The 17,702-nt window shown below is 44.1% G+C and carries 19 protein-coding genes and 2 pseudogenes; 3 read left to right on the top strand and 18 right to left on the bottom strand.

Annotation, left to right across the window (positions count from 1 at the left end):
- Positions 1-83: 83 nt before the first annotated feature.
- The gene (gene mltG / locus NG821_RS02275; protein WP_252760039.1) at positions 84-1,133 is read right to left on the bottom strand and encodes an endolytic transglycosylase MltG; all 1,050 of its coding nucleotides are present in this window, start codon (positions 1,131-1,133) and stop codon (positions 84-86) included.
- 100 nt (positions 1,134-1,233) lie between these two features.
- Between mltG and NG821_RS12645 the strand changes: the two are divergent.
- A pseudogene (locus NG821_RS12645) lies at positions 1,234-1,887 on the top strand (carbohydrate-binding module family 20 domain-containing protein); the annotation flags it as partial.
- Positions 1,888-2,034: 147 nt separating this feature from the next.
- On the top strand, positions 2,035-2,700 hold the full coding sequence (locus NG821_RS02265) for an HAD family hydrolase (protein WP_252760090.1): 666 nt from the start codon (positions 2,035-2,037) through the stop codon (positions 2,698-2,700).
- An 83-nt stretch (positions 2,701-2,783) separates the two neighbouring features.
- Here the strand turns inward: NG821_RS02265 and NG821_RS02260 are convergent, their stop codons facing one another.
- The 4 genes from NG821_RS02260 to menA form a co-directional block, all read right to left on the bottom strand.
- Positions 2,784-3,149, bottom strand: a complete 366-nt coding sequence (locus NG821_RS02260; protein ID WP_252760038.1) for a LytR/AlgR family response regulator transcription factor — start codon at positions 3,147-3,149, stop codon at positions 2,784-2,786.
- A gap of 476 nt (positions 3,150-3,625) precedes the next feature.
- Positions 3,626-4,237 carry a riboflavin synthase gene (locus NG821_RS02255; RefSeq protein ID WP_252760037.1) on the bottom strand — a complete coding sequence of 204 codons (612 nt, stop codon included), beginning with the start codon at positions 4,235-4,237 and terminating at the stop codon, positions 3,626-3,628.
- Between the two features lie 281 nt (positions 4,238-4,518).
- Entirely contained in the window at positions 4,519-5,157 is a 639-nt protein-coding gene (locus NG821_RS02250; protein ID WP_252760036.1) for an HD domain-containing protein, read from the bottom strand.
- A 104-nt stretch (positions 5,158-5,261) separates the two neighbouring features.
- Positions 5,262-6,206, bottom strand: coding sequence for a 1,4-dihydroxy-2-naphthoate octaprenyltransferase (gene menA / locus NG821_RS02245; protein WP_252760035.1), 945 nt, complete (start codon positions 6,204-6,206; stop codon positions 5,262-5,264).
- A 19-nt stretch (positions 6,207-6,225) separates the two neighbouring features.
- Between menA and NG821_RS02240 the strand changes: the two genes are divergently transcribed.
- Positions 6,226-6,384 (top strand): hypothetical protein, encoded by a 159-nt coding sequence (locus tag NG821_RS02240; RefSeq protein ID WP_252760034.1) that lies wholly within the window; start codon positions 6,226-6,228, stop codon positions 6,382-6,384.
- Here the strand turns inward: NG821_RS02240 and NG821_RS02235 are convergent.
- The 13 genes and pseudogenes from NG821_RS02235 to NG821_RS02175 form a co-directional block, all read right to left on the bottom strand.
- The gene (locus NG821_RS02235; protein ID WP_252760033.1) at positions 6,381-8,786 is read right to left on the bottom strand and encodes a putative porin; all 2,406 of its coding nucleotides are present in this window, start codon (positions 8,784-8,786) and stop codon (positions 6,381-6,383) included. The two genes, NG821_RS02240 and NG821_RS02235, sit on opposite strands and share 4 nt — an antisense overlap.
- Complete coding sequence (locus NG821_RS02230; RefSeq protein WP_252760032.1) at positions 8,783-9,025, bottom strand: mechanosensitive ion channel protein MscS; 243 nt, start codon at positions 9,023-9,025, stop codon at positions 8,783-8,785. The genes NG821_RS02235 and NG821_RS02230 overlap by 4 nt, the downstream gene beginning before the upstream one ends.
- A 26-nt stretch (positions 9,026-9,051) precedes the next feature.
- The gene (locus NG821_RS02225) at positions 9,052-9,846 is read right to left on the bottom strand and encodes a DUF4468 domain-containing protein (protein WP_252760031.1); all 795 of its coding nucleotides are present in this window, start codon (positions 9,844-9,846) and stop codon (positions 9,052-9,054) included.
- 308 nt (positions 9,847-10,154) lie between these two features.
- Positions 10,155-10,610, bottom strand: a complete 456-nt coding sequence (locus tag NG821_RS02220) for a DUF4890 domain-containing protein (protein WP_252760030.1) — start codon at positions 10,608-10,610, stop codon at positions 10,155-10,157.
- Positions 10,611-10,976: 366 nt separating this feature from the next.
- On the bottom strand, positions 10,977-12,077 hold the full coding sequence (locus NG821_RS02215) for a major royal jelly family protein (protein WP_252760029.1): 1,101 nt from the start codon (positions 12,075-12,077) through the stop codon (positions 10,977-10,979).
- Positions 12,078-12,190: 113 nt separating this feature from the next.
- Positions 12,191-12,571, bottom strand: coding sequence for a GNAT family N-acetyltransferase (locus tag NG821_RS02210; RefSeq protein WP_394802050.1), 381 nt, complete (start codon positions 12,569-12,571; stop codon positions 12,191-12,193).
- A 135-nt stretch (positions 12,572-12,706) separates the two neighbouring features.
- Positions 12,707-13,891, bottom strand: a pseudogene (locus NG821_RS02205) (GTP-binding protein); the annotation flags it as partial.
- A gap of 12 nt (positions 13,892-13,903) precedes the next feature.
- Entirely contained in the window at positions 13,904-14,077 is a 174-nt protein-coding gene (locus NG821_RS02200) for a hypothetical protein (protein ID WP_252760028.1), read from the bottom strand.
- Positions 14,078-14,507: 430 nt separating this feature from the next.
- Positions 14,508-15,053 (bottom strand): 2-oxoacid:acceptor oxidoreductase family protein, encoded by a 546-nt coding sequence (locus NG821_RS02195; RefSeq protein WP_252760027.1) that lies wholly within the window; start codon positions 15,051-15,053, stop codon positions 14,508-14,510.
- Between the two features lie 87 nt (positions 15,054-15,140).
- Positions 15,141-15,908: a thiamine pyrophosphate-dependent enzyme gene (locus tag NG821_RS02190; protein ID WP_252760026.1), complete on the bottom strand. Its 768-nt coding sequence runs from the start codon at positions 15,906-15,908 to the stop codon at positions 15,141-15,143.
- 1 nt (position 15,909) lies between these two features.
- Positions 15,910-17,007, bottom strand: coding sequence for a 3-methyl-2-oxobutanoate dehydrogenase subunit VorB (locus NG821_RS02185; RefSeq protein ID WP_252760025.1), 1,098 nt, complete (start codon positions 17,005-17,007; stop codon positions 15,910-15,912).
- 2 nt (positions 17,008-17,009) lie between these two features.
- On the bottom strand, positions 17,010-17,243 hold the full coding sequence (locus NG821_RS02180; protein ID WP_252760024.1) for a 4Fe-4S binding protein: 234 nt from the start codon (positions 17,241-17,243) through the stop codon (positions 17,010-17,012).
- Between the two features lie 149 nt (positions 17,244-17,392).
- On the bottom strand, positions 17,393-17,572 hold the full coding sequence (locus tag NG821_RS02175; RefSeq protein WP_252760023.1) for a tetratricopeptide repeat protein: 180 nt from the start codon (positions 17,570-17,572) through the stop codon (positions 17,393-17,395).
- Between the last annotated feature and the right edge of the window lie 130 nt (positions 17,573-17,702).

Genomic DNA, 17,702 nt, shown 5'->3' with positions numbered 1-17,702 from the left:
AGACGTGTTCGGCACGTCTTTTTTATTGAAATTATCTTTGTAAACAGAATGTTTTCTTTCGGCAAATACAAAAACTGTCCGCTTTATTTGATACCCCTTTCATTCAAAGCTTTGGTATATTTTGCAGCGTTCTTCATATGCTCGGCATAGGTGCGGGCAAAATTATGGGTACCGCTGAAGTCTTCCTTCGCGCACATATAGAGATAATCGTGATGGACATAGTTGAGGACGGCATCGATTCCCGCAACGGAAGGTATGCAGATCGGTCCTGGTGGCAGTCCCGGATTCTTATAGGTGTTGTACGGACTGTGGATATAGAGAAGATTGTTATAGATACGCTTCAAGTCGAATCTTTTCCAAGCAAACTTGATGGTAGGGTCTGACTGTAACGGCATTCCATCAGGATATTTCGCATTCCGGACTTTCAGACGGTTATAGTATAGACCGGCAATCATCGGTTTTTCCGCGTCGTTGTTGGTCTCGGAGTCTACTATACTGGCGAGGGTAATTACCTGGATGGGAGTGAAGCCCATTGCTTCAGCCTTTTTCCGACGTTCGAAATTCCAGAATTTCTTGCTTTCTTTCTGCATTCTGTCCAGGAATTTCGGAATACTGATGTCCCAATAGATATCATAGGTGTTGGGGATGAACATACAGGCAATGGTAGTCGTATCATAACCGTACTGCCGACACAACTGTTCATTGGTAAGTGAATCATAGAGTTGCTCTTCATCCAGCATCAATTTCTTGCTGATGTCATAAGACAAGTCGCCTAAAGTTCTCACAGCAGACGGGATGGTCAAGTCGACAGGAGTCTGTTGGCCATTTCTCAAATGTCTGAAGAGGGTGAGGGCACCTTCCCCTTTGGTGATGGCATAGCGACCGGTCCGGATATGCTTGGCATAATCAAAGTGCCGTACGAGTGTACGGAAGGCAAAAAAACTATGACCGTTGGCAATAGGTTTGAGTTTATTGTATACAGAGTCGATACTATCGTCTTGGTCAATGTAAATATACGATGTTTCTGATTTTACAGAAAAAGAAGAAAAGAAATAGTAATACACTATTCCCATTATCACTACTAAACATGTCGCAATGGCAATAACATACTTTTTACAAGTCTGATGTTTCATTTTTCTCATCTTTTAAAATCGCTGCAAAGGTAGTAATAAATTGAGAAATAGGGAGAAGAATTATTATTTATTATATACCTTTGCATAAAAAATTAAGAGTATGAAATTAGAGTTTAATATTATTTATCATACGGCATGGGGACAGTCTGTACATTTGGTGCTGAACTACATCAGTGACAAAGGACGCCAAAGTAAGGAGAATTTGCCTCTGCAGACAAATGATGGGTATTTATGGACTTTGGAGACTCACGTTGTAGATTTTCTTCAACCTGCTGCTGCATACATGTATTATTGGTATCAGATAGAGGATGAGAAGGGAAATGTATTGCGGAAAGAGTGGACCCAATGCCCAAGACTCTATGTTTATCATCCTATGAAAGATTATGCTTTTCTGGATTCCTGGCAGGATGAGCCTTATCCTTGTCTTGGTGATGCCGGAACTTCAGATACAGGAAACTTGGGATCACTGGATTTGAGCCAGCTGCTCCCTCATCTCAATATGGCCGTATATGCCCGTACGGTCATCTTCCGCGTCATTGCACCGAATCTGGAAAAGGGTGAATCTGTTGCAATCTGCGGGAATCATCCGGTCTTGGGCAATTGGAACAAACAGAGGTATCTGCTCATGAAACGCATTGACCAACGGGTGTGGAGCCTGAGCGTGGACGTGTTTGCTGTAAGTACTTCTTTGGAATACAAGTATGTGGTCATAGATGATGAAACTCATCAACTCAAGCAGTGGGAGACAGACGAGAACAGGACTGTCGGATTAGATCGGCTAAAGGATAACACGGTATTGGTCCTGGATGACAGTTTGCTGCGCGTCAAGAATAAATCCTTGAAAGCGCGTATCACAGTGGAAACAGATCAACCTGAAAGAGTGATGGAGGCTTTCAGCCAAATGCCTGTCAAAGTCCGGAACTTCAGTTGGCTGCAAACCTATGATACTTATATTTTTGATCTTGACGGCACTCTGCTGAATACCCTCCGGGATCTGGCCGCAAGTTGTAATTATGCCCTCCGCACTGCCGGAATGCCGGAAAGGACAGTGGACGAGGTGCGCAGATTTGTTGGCAACGGGGTGAAGAAACTTATGGAACGGGCAATACCCGGGGGATTGCAGAACCCGAAGTTTGATTCTACCTATCAGACTTTCCGCAAGCATTATCTTGTCCATAGCCTGGATACGACCCAACCTTATCCCGGCATTCCCGAGATGCTGAACAGATTATCTAAGAACGGGAAAAACGTTGCAGTCGTGAGCAACAAATTCTATACGGCTACCCAGGAACTTTGCCGCCACTTTTTCCCACAGGTGAAGGTCGCAATAGGCGAGCGGGAAAACATTCACAAAAAACCGGCTCCTGATACGGTTCTCGAAGCTTTGAGGCAATTGAAGTGTACGCGTTCCGGTGCCGTTTATATCGGTGACAGTGATGTGGACATCATGACGGCGAAAAACTGCAAGATGCCTTGTATTAGTGTGCTTTGGGGATTTCGCAATCGTGAATTCCTCCTCACGCACGGTGCCTCCCATTTAGTGGAGTCTCCTGAAGAAATTTTCTAAGGAAAAAGAAATCTACCTCTGCTACAGCATTTTTCTAAAGAGAAAATGCTGATAGCAGAGGATTTCATAACCCTCTCTTATCTTTAAAGAGAGTGTAATTTGATATAATTTTGAATAGCTGTCTTATAGGTATCTGAGATAGGAATATAAGTTTCACCGAACTTAATTCTGAATCGGTCTATCATTGGGATAGAAGGCATGTGCACAATATAGGAACGATGTACACGCATGAACTCAGGATTAGGAAGGAATTCATCCAGTCTCTTCATATTCATTAGGCAAACTACTGGTTGACGGTTATTCTTCAGGAAGAATTTTACATAGTCTTTCTGTCCCATAACGTATAGGATTTCGTCAAATTTGATTTGTACAGTTTTGTATTCACTGTTGACAAAAAAGAAACGGTCTTTACTGATCACTTCTTGCTTTGTTTGTGTCTCTTTCTTCATGAATCTGTATATTTTAATTGAAAATATTAATCGTTTCACTCAGAAGGCAATTTGTTGCCTCTTTAAATTATTTCTACTGTATAAGCATATCCCTCGAGTCGGTACATCCCTTATTCTTTCAGGAAGGTATCCGAAAAATAGTCTTGCTTTGAAAATGAAGTTCTTGGAAATATCCGGTTTCCATCTTTTTACCGGTAGGGTTATATAAGAGCGTAACTCCTGAATGATGACTAAGAGCAAGGAAGCAGTACATGCTGAATCTACCTGCCTGAGATACAATCCACTTTTCAGGCAGAGACAGTTTGTTGCCCCTGCAATACGGCTGGAACTATCTTCAACAATAATTCCCCCGCTGTTCATTAGGCTTTATTTTATCACTCTTCTCCATTTCAATCTTTCTGTTCAGATGCTAATTAGACGGATTGCAGTGACAAAAGTTTATTTCAGAAGAACAATATTAACATTTGTTTGTTCTTCTATTTCTCATTATTGAAATGGTACAGTCTCGCAATATATTTTCCTAGGATATCGAATTCAATATTGACGATGCTGCCAATGTGCATGTCGCAGAAATTGGTATGATCGTGCGTGTATGGTATGATAGCTACTGTGAAGGTATCATCTGTGGGTTTGCAGACCGTGAGGGATACGCCGTTGACACACACGGAACCCTTGTCAACCGTCAGATACCCCTTTTTTGCCATCTCCTTATTTAAAGGATATTGGAAGGTGTAATAGGTAGAACCGTCAGCGTCTTCCACCCCGATGCATTTTGCCGTTTCATCCACATGACCTTGTACGATGTGCCCGTCCAGGCGACCGTTTATGGGCATCGACCGTTCGACATTGACTTTGTCATCAACTTTCAGCAAACCTAAATTGGAACGGTTGAGCGTCTCCTGCATTGCCGTTACCGTATAACTGTTATCTCCTTTGCTGACCACCGTAAGGCAGACACCGTTGTGACTGATGCTTTGGTCTATTTTCAATTCTTGAGCAAAAGGGCAGGTCAACGTGAAATCGATATTTCCTTGAGTCTTCTTGATGGCTGTAACAGTAGCCATTCCTTCTATAATACCACTAAACATAATATTTAATAATGCGATGAGATAAATAAAAAACAGGAATCAATAATGACTCCTGTTTCTATGAAAAAGGGACCGCTCGACGATGTGATGAAAACTCCGAGTTTTAACATTTGAGTGTACCTTTAGTTTTTGTAATCCACCGGATTCCGAAGAATTTCCTCGCCTAAACGAATGATATGGCCCGCCATAGACTAAAGAACGACCCGGTTTTCGTATTAATTTGATGAGTATCCCAATCGAATCGAAACGATCCCCAATATCTTTACTTTCAATCTACAAAGTTACTCATTCTGTTTTAATTTTCCAAATATTCTATTGAATATTTTTCGGAGTTGGGCAGGGTCATCGATGATGTTGTGGATGATCTTCAGGTTCTTCTCGTTGGAACTGCCGGGAATCCATAGATGTATGTACCCATTGCGGGAGTACTTTTCGTTCATATGCCCTAGAAAGTCCTGCCATTGTTCTTCTTCGCTTTTCTGGGGATCGTTCTCCAGTTCGTATTCGATAGCCCGGCGGAATACGACCTCAGGTTCCAGATCCCGGTCTGCTTCGGCAATGATTTTTCCATAGAGACTTCTCGGAGCCCGACTCATCGATGCCCTATGGTCTTCTACGGCTTCTTTCATCACTTTGATTTGTTCAGGTGTGAACCACTTCTTCAACCGTGCATCGCTTGCGAGGATCTTTCCTCCTGTGATGTGGTGAATAGCCCGAGGTCCTATCATTCCCAAGTCATGATAGGCGGCTATCGTATAGACCATATCGATATTGGTTCCGGTCGTTCTGGATAAGGCCAGACTATTTTGGATGACACGTGTCACATGCTCCAGACCATGGCTCTTTCCGAACTGGTTGTAGCGGGGCAGTATCTGTGTCTCGATAAATTCCATTAGATCTAAACTGACTTGTTGTTGCATAATGTTATCGGTATTTGATGGATCGTCGTTATAGGCGAAAATAGCGGGATCTGCTTTTCTGAGATCCGTCAAGAGTTGTATGGTACCTGCGTTTTGGTGCTTTCTCAGATAAGGATCACACTGAAGGCAACGATCAGCCCGAACAAGAACATATTCCGGGCATTCATGCCCAGAATTCTGTTAAGTTCTTTGCCATGATTGAGTTTTTTCATCCTCAGATAGGTATTGTAATGCAGCGTACCGTAAAGGATAAGAAGCGCAATGGAGAGGACCACTTTCCATTCCTGAAAATAATGACCGGATGTGTAGTTGGCCAAAATAGCAACCATGATCAGTAAGGCAACCAAACCGTCGACCAGATACAGTCGTTCAGCATTCTTTGCTCCGATCTTGACGACAAGTGTCATTTTTCCATCTCTCTTGTCATTGTCACGGTCACGGTAATTGTTGACGATGAGCAGGCTGTCGACAACCAGTCCGCAGGCTATGGAAGCGAATAAGATTTCCCAAGTGATCTGTTGAAATTGGATAGGCAGGTCCAGAAAATAGGTGAAACATACCGGTACTATTCCGAAGAAGAGGAGAACCAACAAATCACCGAGTCCCAAATAGGATAACTTTGTGGTATAGAGGAAACAGAAGAGGACGCAGAGTACGCCTATGGCAATCATCCACATCCCGCCGAAAAAGATAAGGGGAAGACCGGTCGCACAGGCCAAAAGGGTAGTGATCACAATTCCTGTCCGCATCCTCGGCAGAGTGATCCAACCTTCTGAGCAGGCTCTCTTGGGGCCCAGTCGCGTAGCGCGGTCGTCGTTGCCTTTCAAGCCGTCGAAGTAATCATTGATGAAATTGGCATCGATTTGCATGATGAAGGCAAATAGAAAGCACAATATGGCAGGTAAGATTTGGAAATAGTCAACTCCGGCATCCCTCCAAGCAAACGCAGTACCGATCATCACTGGTACGGCAGCCCCCGAAAGGGTCTTGGGGCGTGCAGCCAGAATCCAAGCTTTAAAAGAATTGGTCTTTATATCTGATTCATTCATAATACAATCTTTTCTGATCTTGTTTTCAGGTTATCCGGTCCAGGTTGTCAAAGCTTCGGGACAACTGATCTATAGTTGTTCTCAACCTGCCCGGCAGGTTATGTTGATCCTGACGTCAGTCGGTTGTGGTCCTGTAGGTCCGGGGAAAGATACCCGGATGCTCTTTTCAGGGCATTAATTGAAGAAATTCCAACTCACACCGAAACGGAAGATCATCGGATTCAGCGGATAATGAGGGGTATAGAAATATTCCTTGTTCCCGCTTTTCCCATTCAGGTGGCTGTACATCGCAAAGAAACGCGTATGCTTCAGGTGGAAGTTGATATACGCATCAAGCATGGGATAGTTGCCTACCTTCACCCTTTGATTGTTTTGGTCTTGCACTGTGAACTGTCCTATGGCCGGACTGTAATCAGGTGCATAATAAGAGGTGAAGTAATTCACGTCAACACCCAAATCTGTGTCGAGCACCCGTGCGATTTTGAAATGAATGTACAGATTGGTATAGATATTCAGAGTAGGTACGGGGAGGGTGTTGTCATCCGAGGACTTTTGGAATGTCAGGACGTTGTCCCAATGCAGGATCCGGTATTGGAAATCTTGGAAGAGTTGTGCCGTGATAAGACTCATATTTCCACCTTTCTGCTTTACGCTTACATCGTTTCCGGTTCGGGTATAGTCATCGCCCGATTTGACGATATTGTAAGATTGCACGAAGTAGGTGTAATTCTGCAGGTTATCATAGCCGATCCGAAACTTGGTCTTCGTCTTCTTGATCGTGAAATCACCCATCAGCCTGCTGTGGATGATCTTGTCAAGGTCGTCATTATCCCACCATAAGTGGCGGGAATGGTAATGCCTGAAATAGAAGGTGGGGTTCGTGCGATGAAAGAAGCCGTTGGCAGCTAACTGGACTGTATCTCCGAACAATTTAAAGTTCAGATCTGCCTTGCCGTCCAGTAATAGGTTCTGGGCATCTTCGCCTGCAACGCCGATCTCAGCAGTTAGATTGTAGTGCAGCAGACTGCCTTGCGTCTTGCTCAGTTGTCCGCCTACGCTTAATGTGTGTTCATTATATGTGCTCCTGCCGGTTCCGACAGAGTCGGGGAGTTGGAAATGTCTGAAATCATAACTGACGAAAGCCTTCAGTCCGGCTTTGGCATACTTGTTGAAGCCTTCGAGCAAGGCAATGGCAAAAGTGTTCTTGAGTTCAAAATGACGTGTCACGTCATAGATGGAATCACCGACATTGAATTTCTCTTTTGCCGAATAAGTGTTGAGATAATATTGATCCGGTGTCTGGTAGGCCTGGTAGATGCGGCGGTAGTTATCAAATTTTACAGTATGTATAAAACTCGTTACCGGCACGTATTCTTTTTTGGTCCAAGAAGTATCTTCTTCCGTTTTCTTCGCCTTCGCCAAAAGACTGTCAGAGGCTGCCTTCCCATTGACAGCTATCCGACTTGTGGAATCTTTTGAGTTTACGGCTGCCGGTTCGTTTCCGGCTATCTTGGCATTCTCAGGTCGACCTTTCGTCATCTCGTTCTGAGCTTTGTCATAAGCCTTTTTGTCGAAGTGACGGCCTTCCTGTTTGGCCTTGTCCTGCTCTTCTTTTTCATTCTTGAGCGCTTCATTTTCTTTTTTCGAAGCGATGGCAAATTTCTTGGCTTTGATCTCTTCAGGGGTCATCGGCACAGTACGACTGAATCCGATGCTGTATCTATGGGTGAAGAAGATATGCTGATTGTCGTTCCTGTTCCAGTTCTGTTGCAGTACTGTCGGTATTTCGTCCGTCTCGTAATCTTCGTTGAAAGTCTCAGGATGCGTAATGTAGTCATCGTTCGTGATTCCCCCGTTTTCCGCAACTTTCTGGTGGTTGAGGGAGATGAGGAGATGTGCCTGATACTGGTCACCGATATAGGAAGCCCAGGTCGTATAACCGAAATGGGAAGTACTCTGATTCTGGTAATAGCCCCTCCCGTATTTGTAATCGAAGCGGAATCCCACTCCGATTTTCTTGCCTGCATTGACGGCAAAGAGCGCCTTGAAATCGTCTTCTCCGTTTGTCCGGTTACCACATTCATTGAGGGTCACGTTGGTGATGGGCGAGTAGGTGTTGGTGAAATGCTGCAGTCCTACAGGTCTGACAAGGAAATCATAAGGTTGGGTAAAGATAAACTGGTCAGGTTCGGGGCGGTCAATAAATATCCGGGCGATACGCGGAGAGCCGAGGTTCCCCAAAGTATTGTATTCACCGCGTAACCCACTCGTGAATGTCGAGTTCATATACATATAGGACATCGTATCCACTTCTGCCGCAGTACGGTCACCGAATCGCTCATCTACCGTCCATACATGTATGCCTTTGGGAATCTCTTTCTCGCTTCCCAGAGAATCTTTCCGGTTGCGATTACGGTTATTCATGTTAGTGACATCCCCGTTTGCATCGATTCCCTGTATTGAATTATTGTTCTGATTATTATAATTGTTCTGATTATTATAATTATCGTCGGAATTGACCTGTGCCGAAATAGGTATCGCAGTACAAATCAGAAATAGAGCCAAGATAAGTTTTCTCATTTATGAAAGAGTCGAAGTAAGACTTCAATAAATTTCACGGCCACAGCCGCAAGCATCAGGATAATGGCAAAGGTCTTCATATGGCTGAAGAGATAGAAGCAAACTCCCACAACTGCAAGGATCATGAAGATGATATTCAGGATATTCCTGAATTTGAACAAAGGTGTCCTGTCTTCCCGGATGGGTTTGAGTCTCCGCAGGTGTTTGAACTGGTTCTGCTCTTGATTGGGATTTTCCATATTATGAATCCTTAGTTCTTAATGGGTTATTCACTTTTCTGTTCTTCCTTTTCCTGGAACATAGCGGTGACTTGCTTGAAAATCTCGTCTTTCCGGTCAATCGTTCCTTTCCTGAATTTGCCGTACATTCTGGCTAAATCATTCTTTTTCTTGGTCAGGGCATATTTATCTGAAATGATCTCTTCTGCAGGGGCATTGAAACCTCCGGGGCGGCCTTCTTCATAACTATAACTGATCCGGCTGAGCGTCATGTGCAAGTGATTGTCACTGCATTTGGCAATGATCGTATACAGAAACTTTGTCCGATCCAAAGAGATAAAGGTGTTTCTGAAAACCATCCATTCTCTGACGGTAGCGGCTATGATCCCTTTGCTGTTGCTCACCAAAGCTACACGACTGCCTTCCAACTCGTCTTTCCCTTTAGTCAGTTGATTCAAATATTGGTATACGGAATCATAAATTTCTTTCTTGCTGCGTCCGGGTATATTTTCATCCAAAGTGAATACCACTTTTCCCTTCTTGTCTGTCGGTACAGCTCCCGAAAGATATTTGGGATCCTCTTTCAGTTTGACGGGTAGCTGTTGCTTGACCGGTTTTTTCTCGGGCGCTTTTTTGCTGGACTTCTGAGAAGAAGAACTGGTCTGGTTGTTCTGTTGGTCAGGAATGGTCCAATCAGAATTGTTTGTTCCGTCTTGGGTTCTTACAGTATCATTTGAAGAACGCCATTCCGTGTTTTCCAATAACGGTTTACACACCTCGACAGCCTTAGCCTCCATGGACAGAGGAAGGCATAGCATAATGATAGCGAATGCTTGCTTCATAATTCTTAACTATCTATTGTTTTAATATACAAAAGTAACAAAATATATCCTATTCACGGTTGAATAAGTAATATTTAACTTTTGGGCACGACTTCATTTCAAGTGAAGTCAAATCAGGTTATTCGAGGGAGGCTTGGGGTGAAATAAAAAGATCAGGAGTAGACTGTAGATGAGTCCACTCCTGATTTCATTTAGAAAGTTAAGAAGTATCCCTCTGTTTTAAGCAGGTAAGAGTCGTTTGAAAGATTTCTCTTGCACTGTCGCTGCGGTTACTGCCGGGATAGAAGAGGAGCGGTAGCCAACTTTACCTATTGATTATCTGGAGATTGTCTCTGATGGTTGTGTCCTCCCATGCCGCCATGGCCACGCTTAGGCATCATCTGCTGATAAGTCTGATATTGGCTGTCAGAAAGAATGCCTTTCAACTTCTTTTCATAGTCCTGTCTTCTGGACATGCGCTCCTTCATTTGAGCTTTCATCTCATCAGTCATCTGAGGCCGTCCATTTGTGTCGGAAGAACCATTGCCGTTCCTCCCTTGGAGTTTTCCAAAATCAGGTCTCTGGAACAAGTCTTGGTATTCCTTGTTCAAAGCTTCAACTTTGTTTTTCTGCTCTTTGTTCAGATTCAATTTATTTGTCATCTGGGAGAGCATTTCCTCAGATGTCATCTGTTGAGGCGCTTTACGCCCGTAGCCGTTTTCACCTTGTGCCATAACCATAGTCATGGATAAGAGGGCTGCAAAAGTCAAAAGAAACTTTTTCATAATGATAGAGTTTTTTAATTCAGAGTTCATATATTTTTTGTTCATTTGCTTTGACGTAATGGAAGCGGGAAAGTTTATTCGGGAGAACCTTTTTTTCTGTTAAATATCTGATGGATTTGATATTCTATTGATAATGATTCGGTTTCGTGATTCTCTGCATGGACCTCAATCCCATTATGTGGGTGAAACACAAAAAGAATATTGCATTTAAATGAATGACAAACCTGATAAGAAAAGGATAACTCTTCCAATAGAACCATCATGGTCTTAACTGAGCACAAAGGATTTTACACAAAAAAGCTGCATGGAAAGGAACTGTTCCTTTGCATGCAGCCGTCAGTAAATTATCCTGCAATATTTGCTATTCTATTTGAGTTTGACGCGAACTACCAGATACGGTGGGCGTCTGAGGTCTTTTCCTCCATTGAATCCCGGCAGTCTGTTCCACTGTCCGACAGTCGCATATAGATAACCGTCAGAAGTGCAGGCCAATCCGTCGGGCCAACCTAACCTCTTGTCGCGGACAATCGTTTTAAACTGGCCATCGGGTGTACGTTTGACGAGTGCCATTTGCTCATAAGCTGAGAAATAAATATTTCCATCTGAGTCTTCTGCGAGTCCGTCGCAGGAAGGACGGTCTCCTTCATAGCGAACGACACGTTCCAAGTCACCTTCAGAGATTGAGAAATCTGATAAGGAATCAGTAGAGATGCTGTACAAGCCCCGGCCTGTAATGGAAGTCCAGAAGAGTCTGTTGCCTATGAGGGCTATGCCGTCGGCACCTCCTGAGGGCAAGGTAATGTTATTTGGGTGGTAAGCTCTGGCTTCGCCTTCCAGAAATGCGACATAACCTTTCTGTATACCTGTGGAATAATGATTTTCCAAAACCTCTCTGGATTTTCCGGAGGCTATATCTACGACCAGCAACGACGGTGTCGTCCCGAAAGAAGAATTGGCAATATAGACTGTTCCCTTCTTTCCGTGTTTCAGGTCTACCCGCAGGTCGTTCAGATGCATGTCCTGCCTCAGGACCGGTGTCGAGATTGGAATGGAAGCCAAGACCTTACCGCTGGTCGCAAAGCAAACAACTTTAGCTGCACCTTCAGGGATGCCGTCTATACCTGCTCGTTTTCCATCGTCTACTACCCAGATATTCCCTTTGCTGTCTGTTGTCATGCCGTGAGGAGAAACCAACCAATCTTTGTAAGGACGATTTGAAGGATAAGTCATTTCCTTATTTGGAAAAGGAATGAGTTTGCCGTTTTTCAATTCTGCCAATGCGCAACCTTTGTGGTTGTCCGCATGTCTTGGAAATCCGAGAAAAACACGTCCGCCTGTGACCGCAATGCCTGACATGTCAGGATCCGGGGGCATGATACGTGCTACAACTTCCAAAGACTGAGCGAACGCGCTGTTCGTCATAAATCCTATTAGAAATAGGATGCTCAATACTGTTTTCCTGTTCATTTTACCTTAAATTAAAAAGTCCCGTATTTCTCTTTTTTCGAATTGATCTCTTTCTGTCCAAGGCATGACTACTGATGAGAATAGGCAGATACGGAATACTGCCTATACGGTTTTCATATGTCGATACCCATGATATAATCATTCATGTAGAAGCCGTGGCCTATGGGGAAATCTCCCTCTTTGATTTTCTTCATTCCCATGTGGAGGTAGAATCCGACGGCTGGATTGGACCGGTTGACATTGAGTTCTACCCGGCAAGGAACTTGATTTACTTTCTTGATGTACTTCAAGGCTTCGTTGAAGAGTTGTCCCCCTAAGTGAAGTCCTTGGTATTTGGGGAGAACATAGAGTTTTTGAAGATGATAGGTGTTCTTACCATCCGGTTGGAAGGACACGTATCCTGCAGGTTCACCTTTGACATACAGAAGAAGATAAGTATGCTGCTGTTCTGTCATCTGCCGATAGATGTTCGGAAGTGAATACATCCAATCCATCATGTAATCGTTTTGTTCTGGTGAAAGGATTTTTTTATAGGTCTTGGGAAAGACCTGCTCTGCCATATTATGGATAAGTTGGCAATCTTCAGTCGTTGCTTTTCTGACAGTATACTGGAGGTCCTCAGGTTTTTCAATGCATTTATCCAAGGCGCCTTCAAATGCTTTCCGGTCAAGGTCCTGTCCGATAAAGACGAGTTTGATCATTCTGTCACCATATTTCTCATCCCAGTCCCGGCGCAGGTTATCATCCTGTTGAAGTTGTTGCAGGAGTTCCTCCTTGGGCATGGTCGCATACCATTGACCGACATTTTTGAGGGTGATCTGTGATCCGGCTTGTTCGAATAGGTAGCAGTTGTCGGGTTCATCATAAAACCAGCAAATTCCCTTACAGCGAATCACTTTTTTCATCAGACGGCTGGAAATGAATTCGTCAAATTTGCCGAGATTGAAAGCCGGGCGGCGCTGATACACAAAGGTCGTGATGCCATATTCTTCCTTTTCTCCCTCAGATTTGTTTTGAGTCTGCTGGGTTTCGCATGAAGGATTCTCATCATTGCTGCCCTCCAGTGCCTTGATCCATGTAGCGGAATTGGCAGCCTTATCAAAATTGAACTTGTGCGTATGGATGAGTTGGGAGATTGGTACATCGCAATAATCGCAGGGGATGATCTCTGCTTCAGGCTGGATGGAGTGGATGACCGCCTTGATGAGGTTCTGGTCTTCAGTGCTGATTTCCGAAGCTTTATTGAGAAGGATGAGATTACAAAACTCAATTTGCTGGATGACCAGGTTCTCGAGGTCATCTTCGGCGATGTGACTGTTCTCCAGGGCATGCCCATTGTCGAATTCTTTCTTCAACCGGACAGCATCGACGACAGATACGATGCAGTCAAGGACTGGCTTCCCTTTCTTGATCAGATCAGGGGCAAAGTCAGGAATGGAGCAGATGGTCTGAGCAATCGGGGCAGGTTCACATATTCCACTGGCTTCAATGACGATATAGTCAAACTGACCGGTATTGGCGATGTCGCAGAGTTGCTGGATGAGGTCCATCCTGAGTGTACAACAGATGCAGCCGTTCTGCAGGGCAACGAGGCTCTTCTCGTCCTGTCCTACAATTCCTCCATGCTGAATGAGTTCTGCGTCGATGTTTACCTCTCCAATATCGTTGACAATGACGGCAAATTTGATGCCTTGTTCATTCTTCAGAATACGGTTGAGTAAGGTGGTCTTTCCACTCCCCAGATATCCTGTCAAGAGCAGGACAGGGATATCCTTGATTTCATGATTTAAAGGTTGTTTATCCTTAGGTTCCATTTTTTAGAAAATTTATATTCTGTTCTTTAGGTCTTGCTTCATCTTTTCCAGTCTTTCCTTGCGGGCCTGTTCACTAAGACGCTTGTGCTTCTTCATATCCAGATAGGATCTCAGTCCGAACCAGACCAAACCAATGAAGAGGATGAAGAATATGGCAATCGTAAGATAGAGTGTTGTTTTTGACATTTTGTGGTGATTTATTTGTTTAAATGATAAGGGTAATTTGAGCCATTATAATGACTACTTACTCGTTTGTCAATGGAAATCCCGATACTGCTGCTGCATTTTAGTCCTTCTTTTTTGATTCCTTTGGTCCGGTCAGTTCCCGGAGTTCGAACGGGATCGAACAGAAATCGATCTGTTGGAAGCGTTATCCTTTTTCCATTATGCAAAGATACGAAAAAAAACAATAATCCATTAAGGTTATAGGAAAACGATAGGGGATGACGTCTCATTCCTTTTTCAGTTCTTGTCTCATTGTTATCCTGTGACAAGGAAGTGATAGCCGGTAGGGTTTGGGACAAGAAAACAATAAAGGGTTCACTCCCGAAAAGTGAACCCTTTGATTATTTCAGATGAAACCGGCAATTAGCCGGATCTTCAAATCATTTTCTGGTCATTGCATTTTTGTGATGATCTCCTTGCCTGCCTCAACAGCTTTCATGTTGAGCGGGATCAGATTGTAATGCCTCTCAGGAAGAGTCTTGTACAAGGCCTTTTGCAGTCCGTCAGGAGTGATCATCGGACAAACTTTGAGGAGTCCGCCGAGAACGACCATGTTGAAAACATGAGCGTTCTTCATCTCTGCCGCTTTATCCATGGCATTAATACGGTAGACGCTGATATCCTTCCGTGAAGGGAGATCGATGATACCATATCCGTCATAGATGAGGACACCTCCAGGTTTTACTTTGGGCTGAAATTTATTCAGAGACGGTTGATTGAGGACAATGGCGATGTCATAACGACTGAGAATAGGGGAGGATATCCGACTGTCACTGACAATGACGGTCACATTGGCTGTTCCTCCTCTTTGTTCAGGGCCATAGGCCGGCATCCAAGTCACTTCCTTGCCTTCCATTAATCCTGAATAAGCCAGTATCTTACCCATAGAGAGAACGCCCTGGCCTCCAAAACCGCTGATAATAATTTCCTTTTTCATTTTCTTTATCAATTATCCTTGTGATGGCAAAAGTCACTCACCCTTTTCTTGGAATGAGTCCTTTTGCCATATCTAAGGGATTCATATCTATTTGTCTATTGTATCTTTCAAATCACCTTTGGGATAAAAAGGAAACATGTGGTCTTCCATCCACTTGTTTGCTTCAGCGGGCTTCAGTTTCCATCCACTACTGCAAGTACTTACGATCTCTACAAGGGAAGAACCTTTTTTGGCCATTGAAGCTTCGAATGCTTTCCTGATAGCTCTCTTGGCTTTGATGATGGCTCCGGCAGTTTCCACACTCTGACGTGTGACATAGCAGGTGCCTTCTAATTGGGCAGCCAGTTCAGTGATCTTCAGAGGATAACCATGCAGAATAGGATCCCTGCCATAAGGGCACGTGGAAGTTTTTTGTCCTATAAGTGTGGTTGGGGCCATCTGTCCTCCTGTCATTCCGTAGATTGCGTTATTGATGAAGACGATGGTGATATTTTCTCCACGGTTCAATGCGTGTAAGGTCTCGGCTGTACCGATGCAAGCCAGATCCCCATCACCTTGATAAGTGAAGACCAGTCTGTCCGGCCAAAGTCTTTTCACTGCAGTAGCCAGGGCTGGTGCTCTGCCGTGAGCAGCTTCCTGCCAGTCAATATCGAGATAGCGGTAAGCAAATACCGCACATCCTACAGGGCATATTCCTACAGTTTTCTCTTCCATGCCCATATCTGCGATGACTTCGGCAACGAGTTTGTGCACGACTCCGTGGGAACATCCTGGGCAATAGTGCATGGTGTTGTCGTTCATCAACTTTGGTTTTGTGTAAACCAAGTTTTCTGGCGATATAATCGATGTATCCATATTATTTTTCCTTTTCAATCAATTTTGTTTTCAAGGCATTCACAATTTCTTCAGGCTCAGGGACTATTCCTCCCAGTCTTCCGAAATGTTCTACAGGCAGGACACCATTGATGGCCAGTCTGACGTCTTGCACCATTTGTCCGGCATTGATTTCTGCTACCAGAATGCCCTTCTTTCCTTCGGCAACCTTACAGAGTTGTTTTGAAGGGAAAGGCCAAAGTGTAATAGGGCGGAATAATCCGGCTTTGATGCCTTGCTCACGGGCGAGTTCTATGGCTTTTTCTCCAATTCTAGCCGCACTTCCGAAAGCGACGATGATATAGTCCGCATCGTCCGTCTGCTGGGTGTCAAACCTGACTTCCTTTTCTCTGATGGTCTGGTATTTCTTTTGCATCGACAGATTGCGCTGCTCCATGATCTCAGGTTTCAATTCCAGAGAAGTGAGGATATTGGGTTTTCTGTCAAGTGTCCTTCCTATCGTAGCCCAAGGACATTCCTTTCGAATTTGTTCTTCGGTTTTACGGGCTTTGAAAGGAGGCAGAATAACTTTCTCCATCATTTGCCCGATGACACCGTCGCTCAGGATCATTGCCGGATTGCGGTAACGGAAAGCGAGTACAAATGCCAGATCTACAAAGTCTGCCATTTCCTGCACTGAGGCCGGAGCTAATACGATGGTATTGTAGTCACCGTTTCCACCACCTCTTGTTGCCTGGAAATAGTCACTCTGTGAAGGTTGGATGGTTCCTAAGCCAGGACCGCCACGCTGTACATTCACGAATACTCCAGGTATCTCGGCTCCTGCCATATAGGCTATACCTTCCTGCATGAGGGCGATGCCAGGACTTGAAGAGGTCGTCATTACCCTTTTTCCAGAGCCTGCTCCACCATAGACCATATTGATGGCTGCCACTTCACTTTCGGCTTGAAGGACAACCATACCGGTTGTTTCCCAAGGTTTCAACAGGGCGAGTGTTTCGATGATTTCACTTTGAGGTGTGATAGGATATCCGAAAAATCCATCTGTCCCACAACGAATAGCAGCGCGGGCCAATGCCTCGTTTCCCTTCATGAGGGTTACTTCTTGTTTTTCTTCCATTATTAATAAGTCTCCACTTTTTTCCTGTATACAGTGATACATGCATCCGGACATACAATGGCACAACTGCAGCAACCGATGCAATCTTTGTCCAGTTGCGGCTCCACATAAGGATAGCCATGTACGTTAACTCTTTTTTTTGCAATGGCGATAACACCGTTGGGGCAGGTTTGCACACATAATGCGCAGCCTTTACAGCGATCGGTATTCACCACAATAGCTCCTTTAATTTTCATCTTTTATTCTTTATTAGATGTTTGCTTGATTTTCGATTGAAGCAGATCGTAACAAATGAAAGCAGATTACCTTTTACCTTTTCCGTTGATGACAAAGGCAATATTGGAGACCTGATCATATAGACTGATCTGTAGTTTAATGATTTTGTTCAGGGATTGTAGTAGTCTTTACAATAAAAGTTCAGAATATCATCCAGCATCCTGATTGCGTCTTTGGCAGGACTTTCCGGATCTAATTCTATAGCTTCAAGATAACAATTCATAGCATGTTGCCAGTCTTGCTGCTTTCGATATTGGTTTCCTTTATGATACCATTCCTCACTTGTCATATTTAGGGTCCGCTGATTTATTTTCATCAGCCGATGGCGAGAACGGGAGTTTTCTCAGCCACCAGGCTTTGATTTCTAAAGATCCCGGTATTTTCCGGGATTATTCTGATGATTTCCATCATTTCAATAA

The organism is Segatella cerevisiae, assembly GCF_024054555.1.
Taxonomy (GTDB): Bacteria; Bacteroidota; Bacteroidia; order Bacteroidales; family Bacteroidaceae; genus Prevotella; species Prevotella cerevisiae.
Note: the sequence above shows the minus strand (reverse complement) of the source record. Positions and strands in the feature narration are given on the sequence as shown.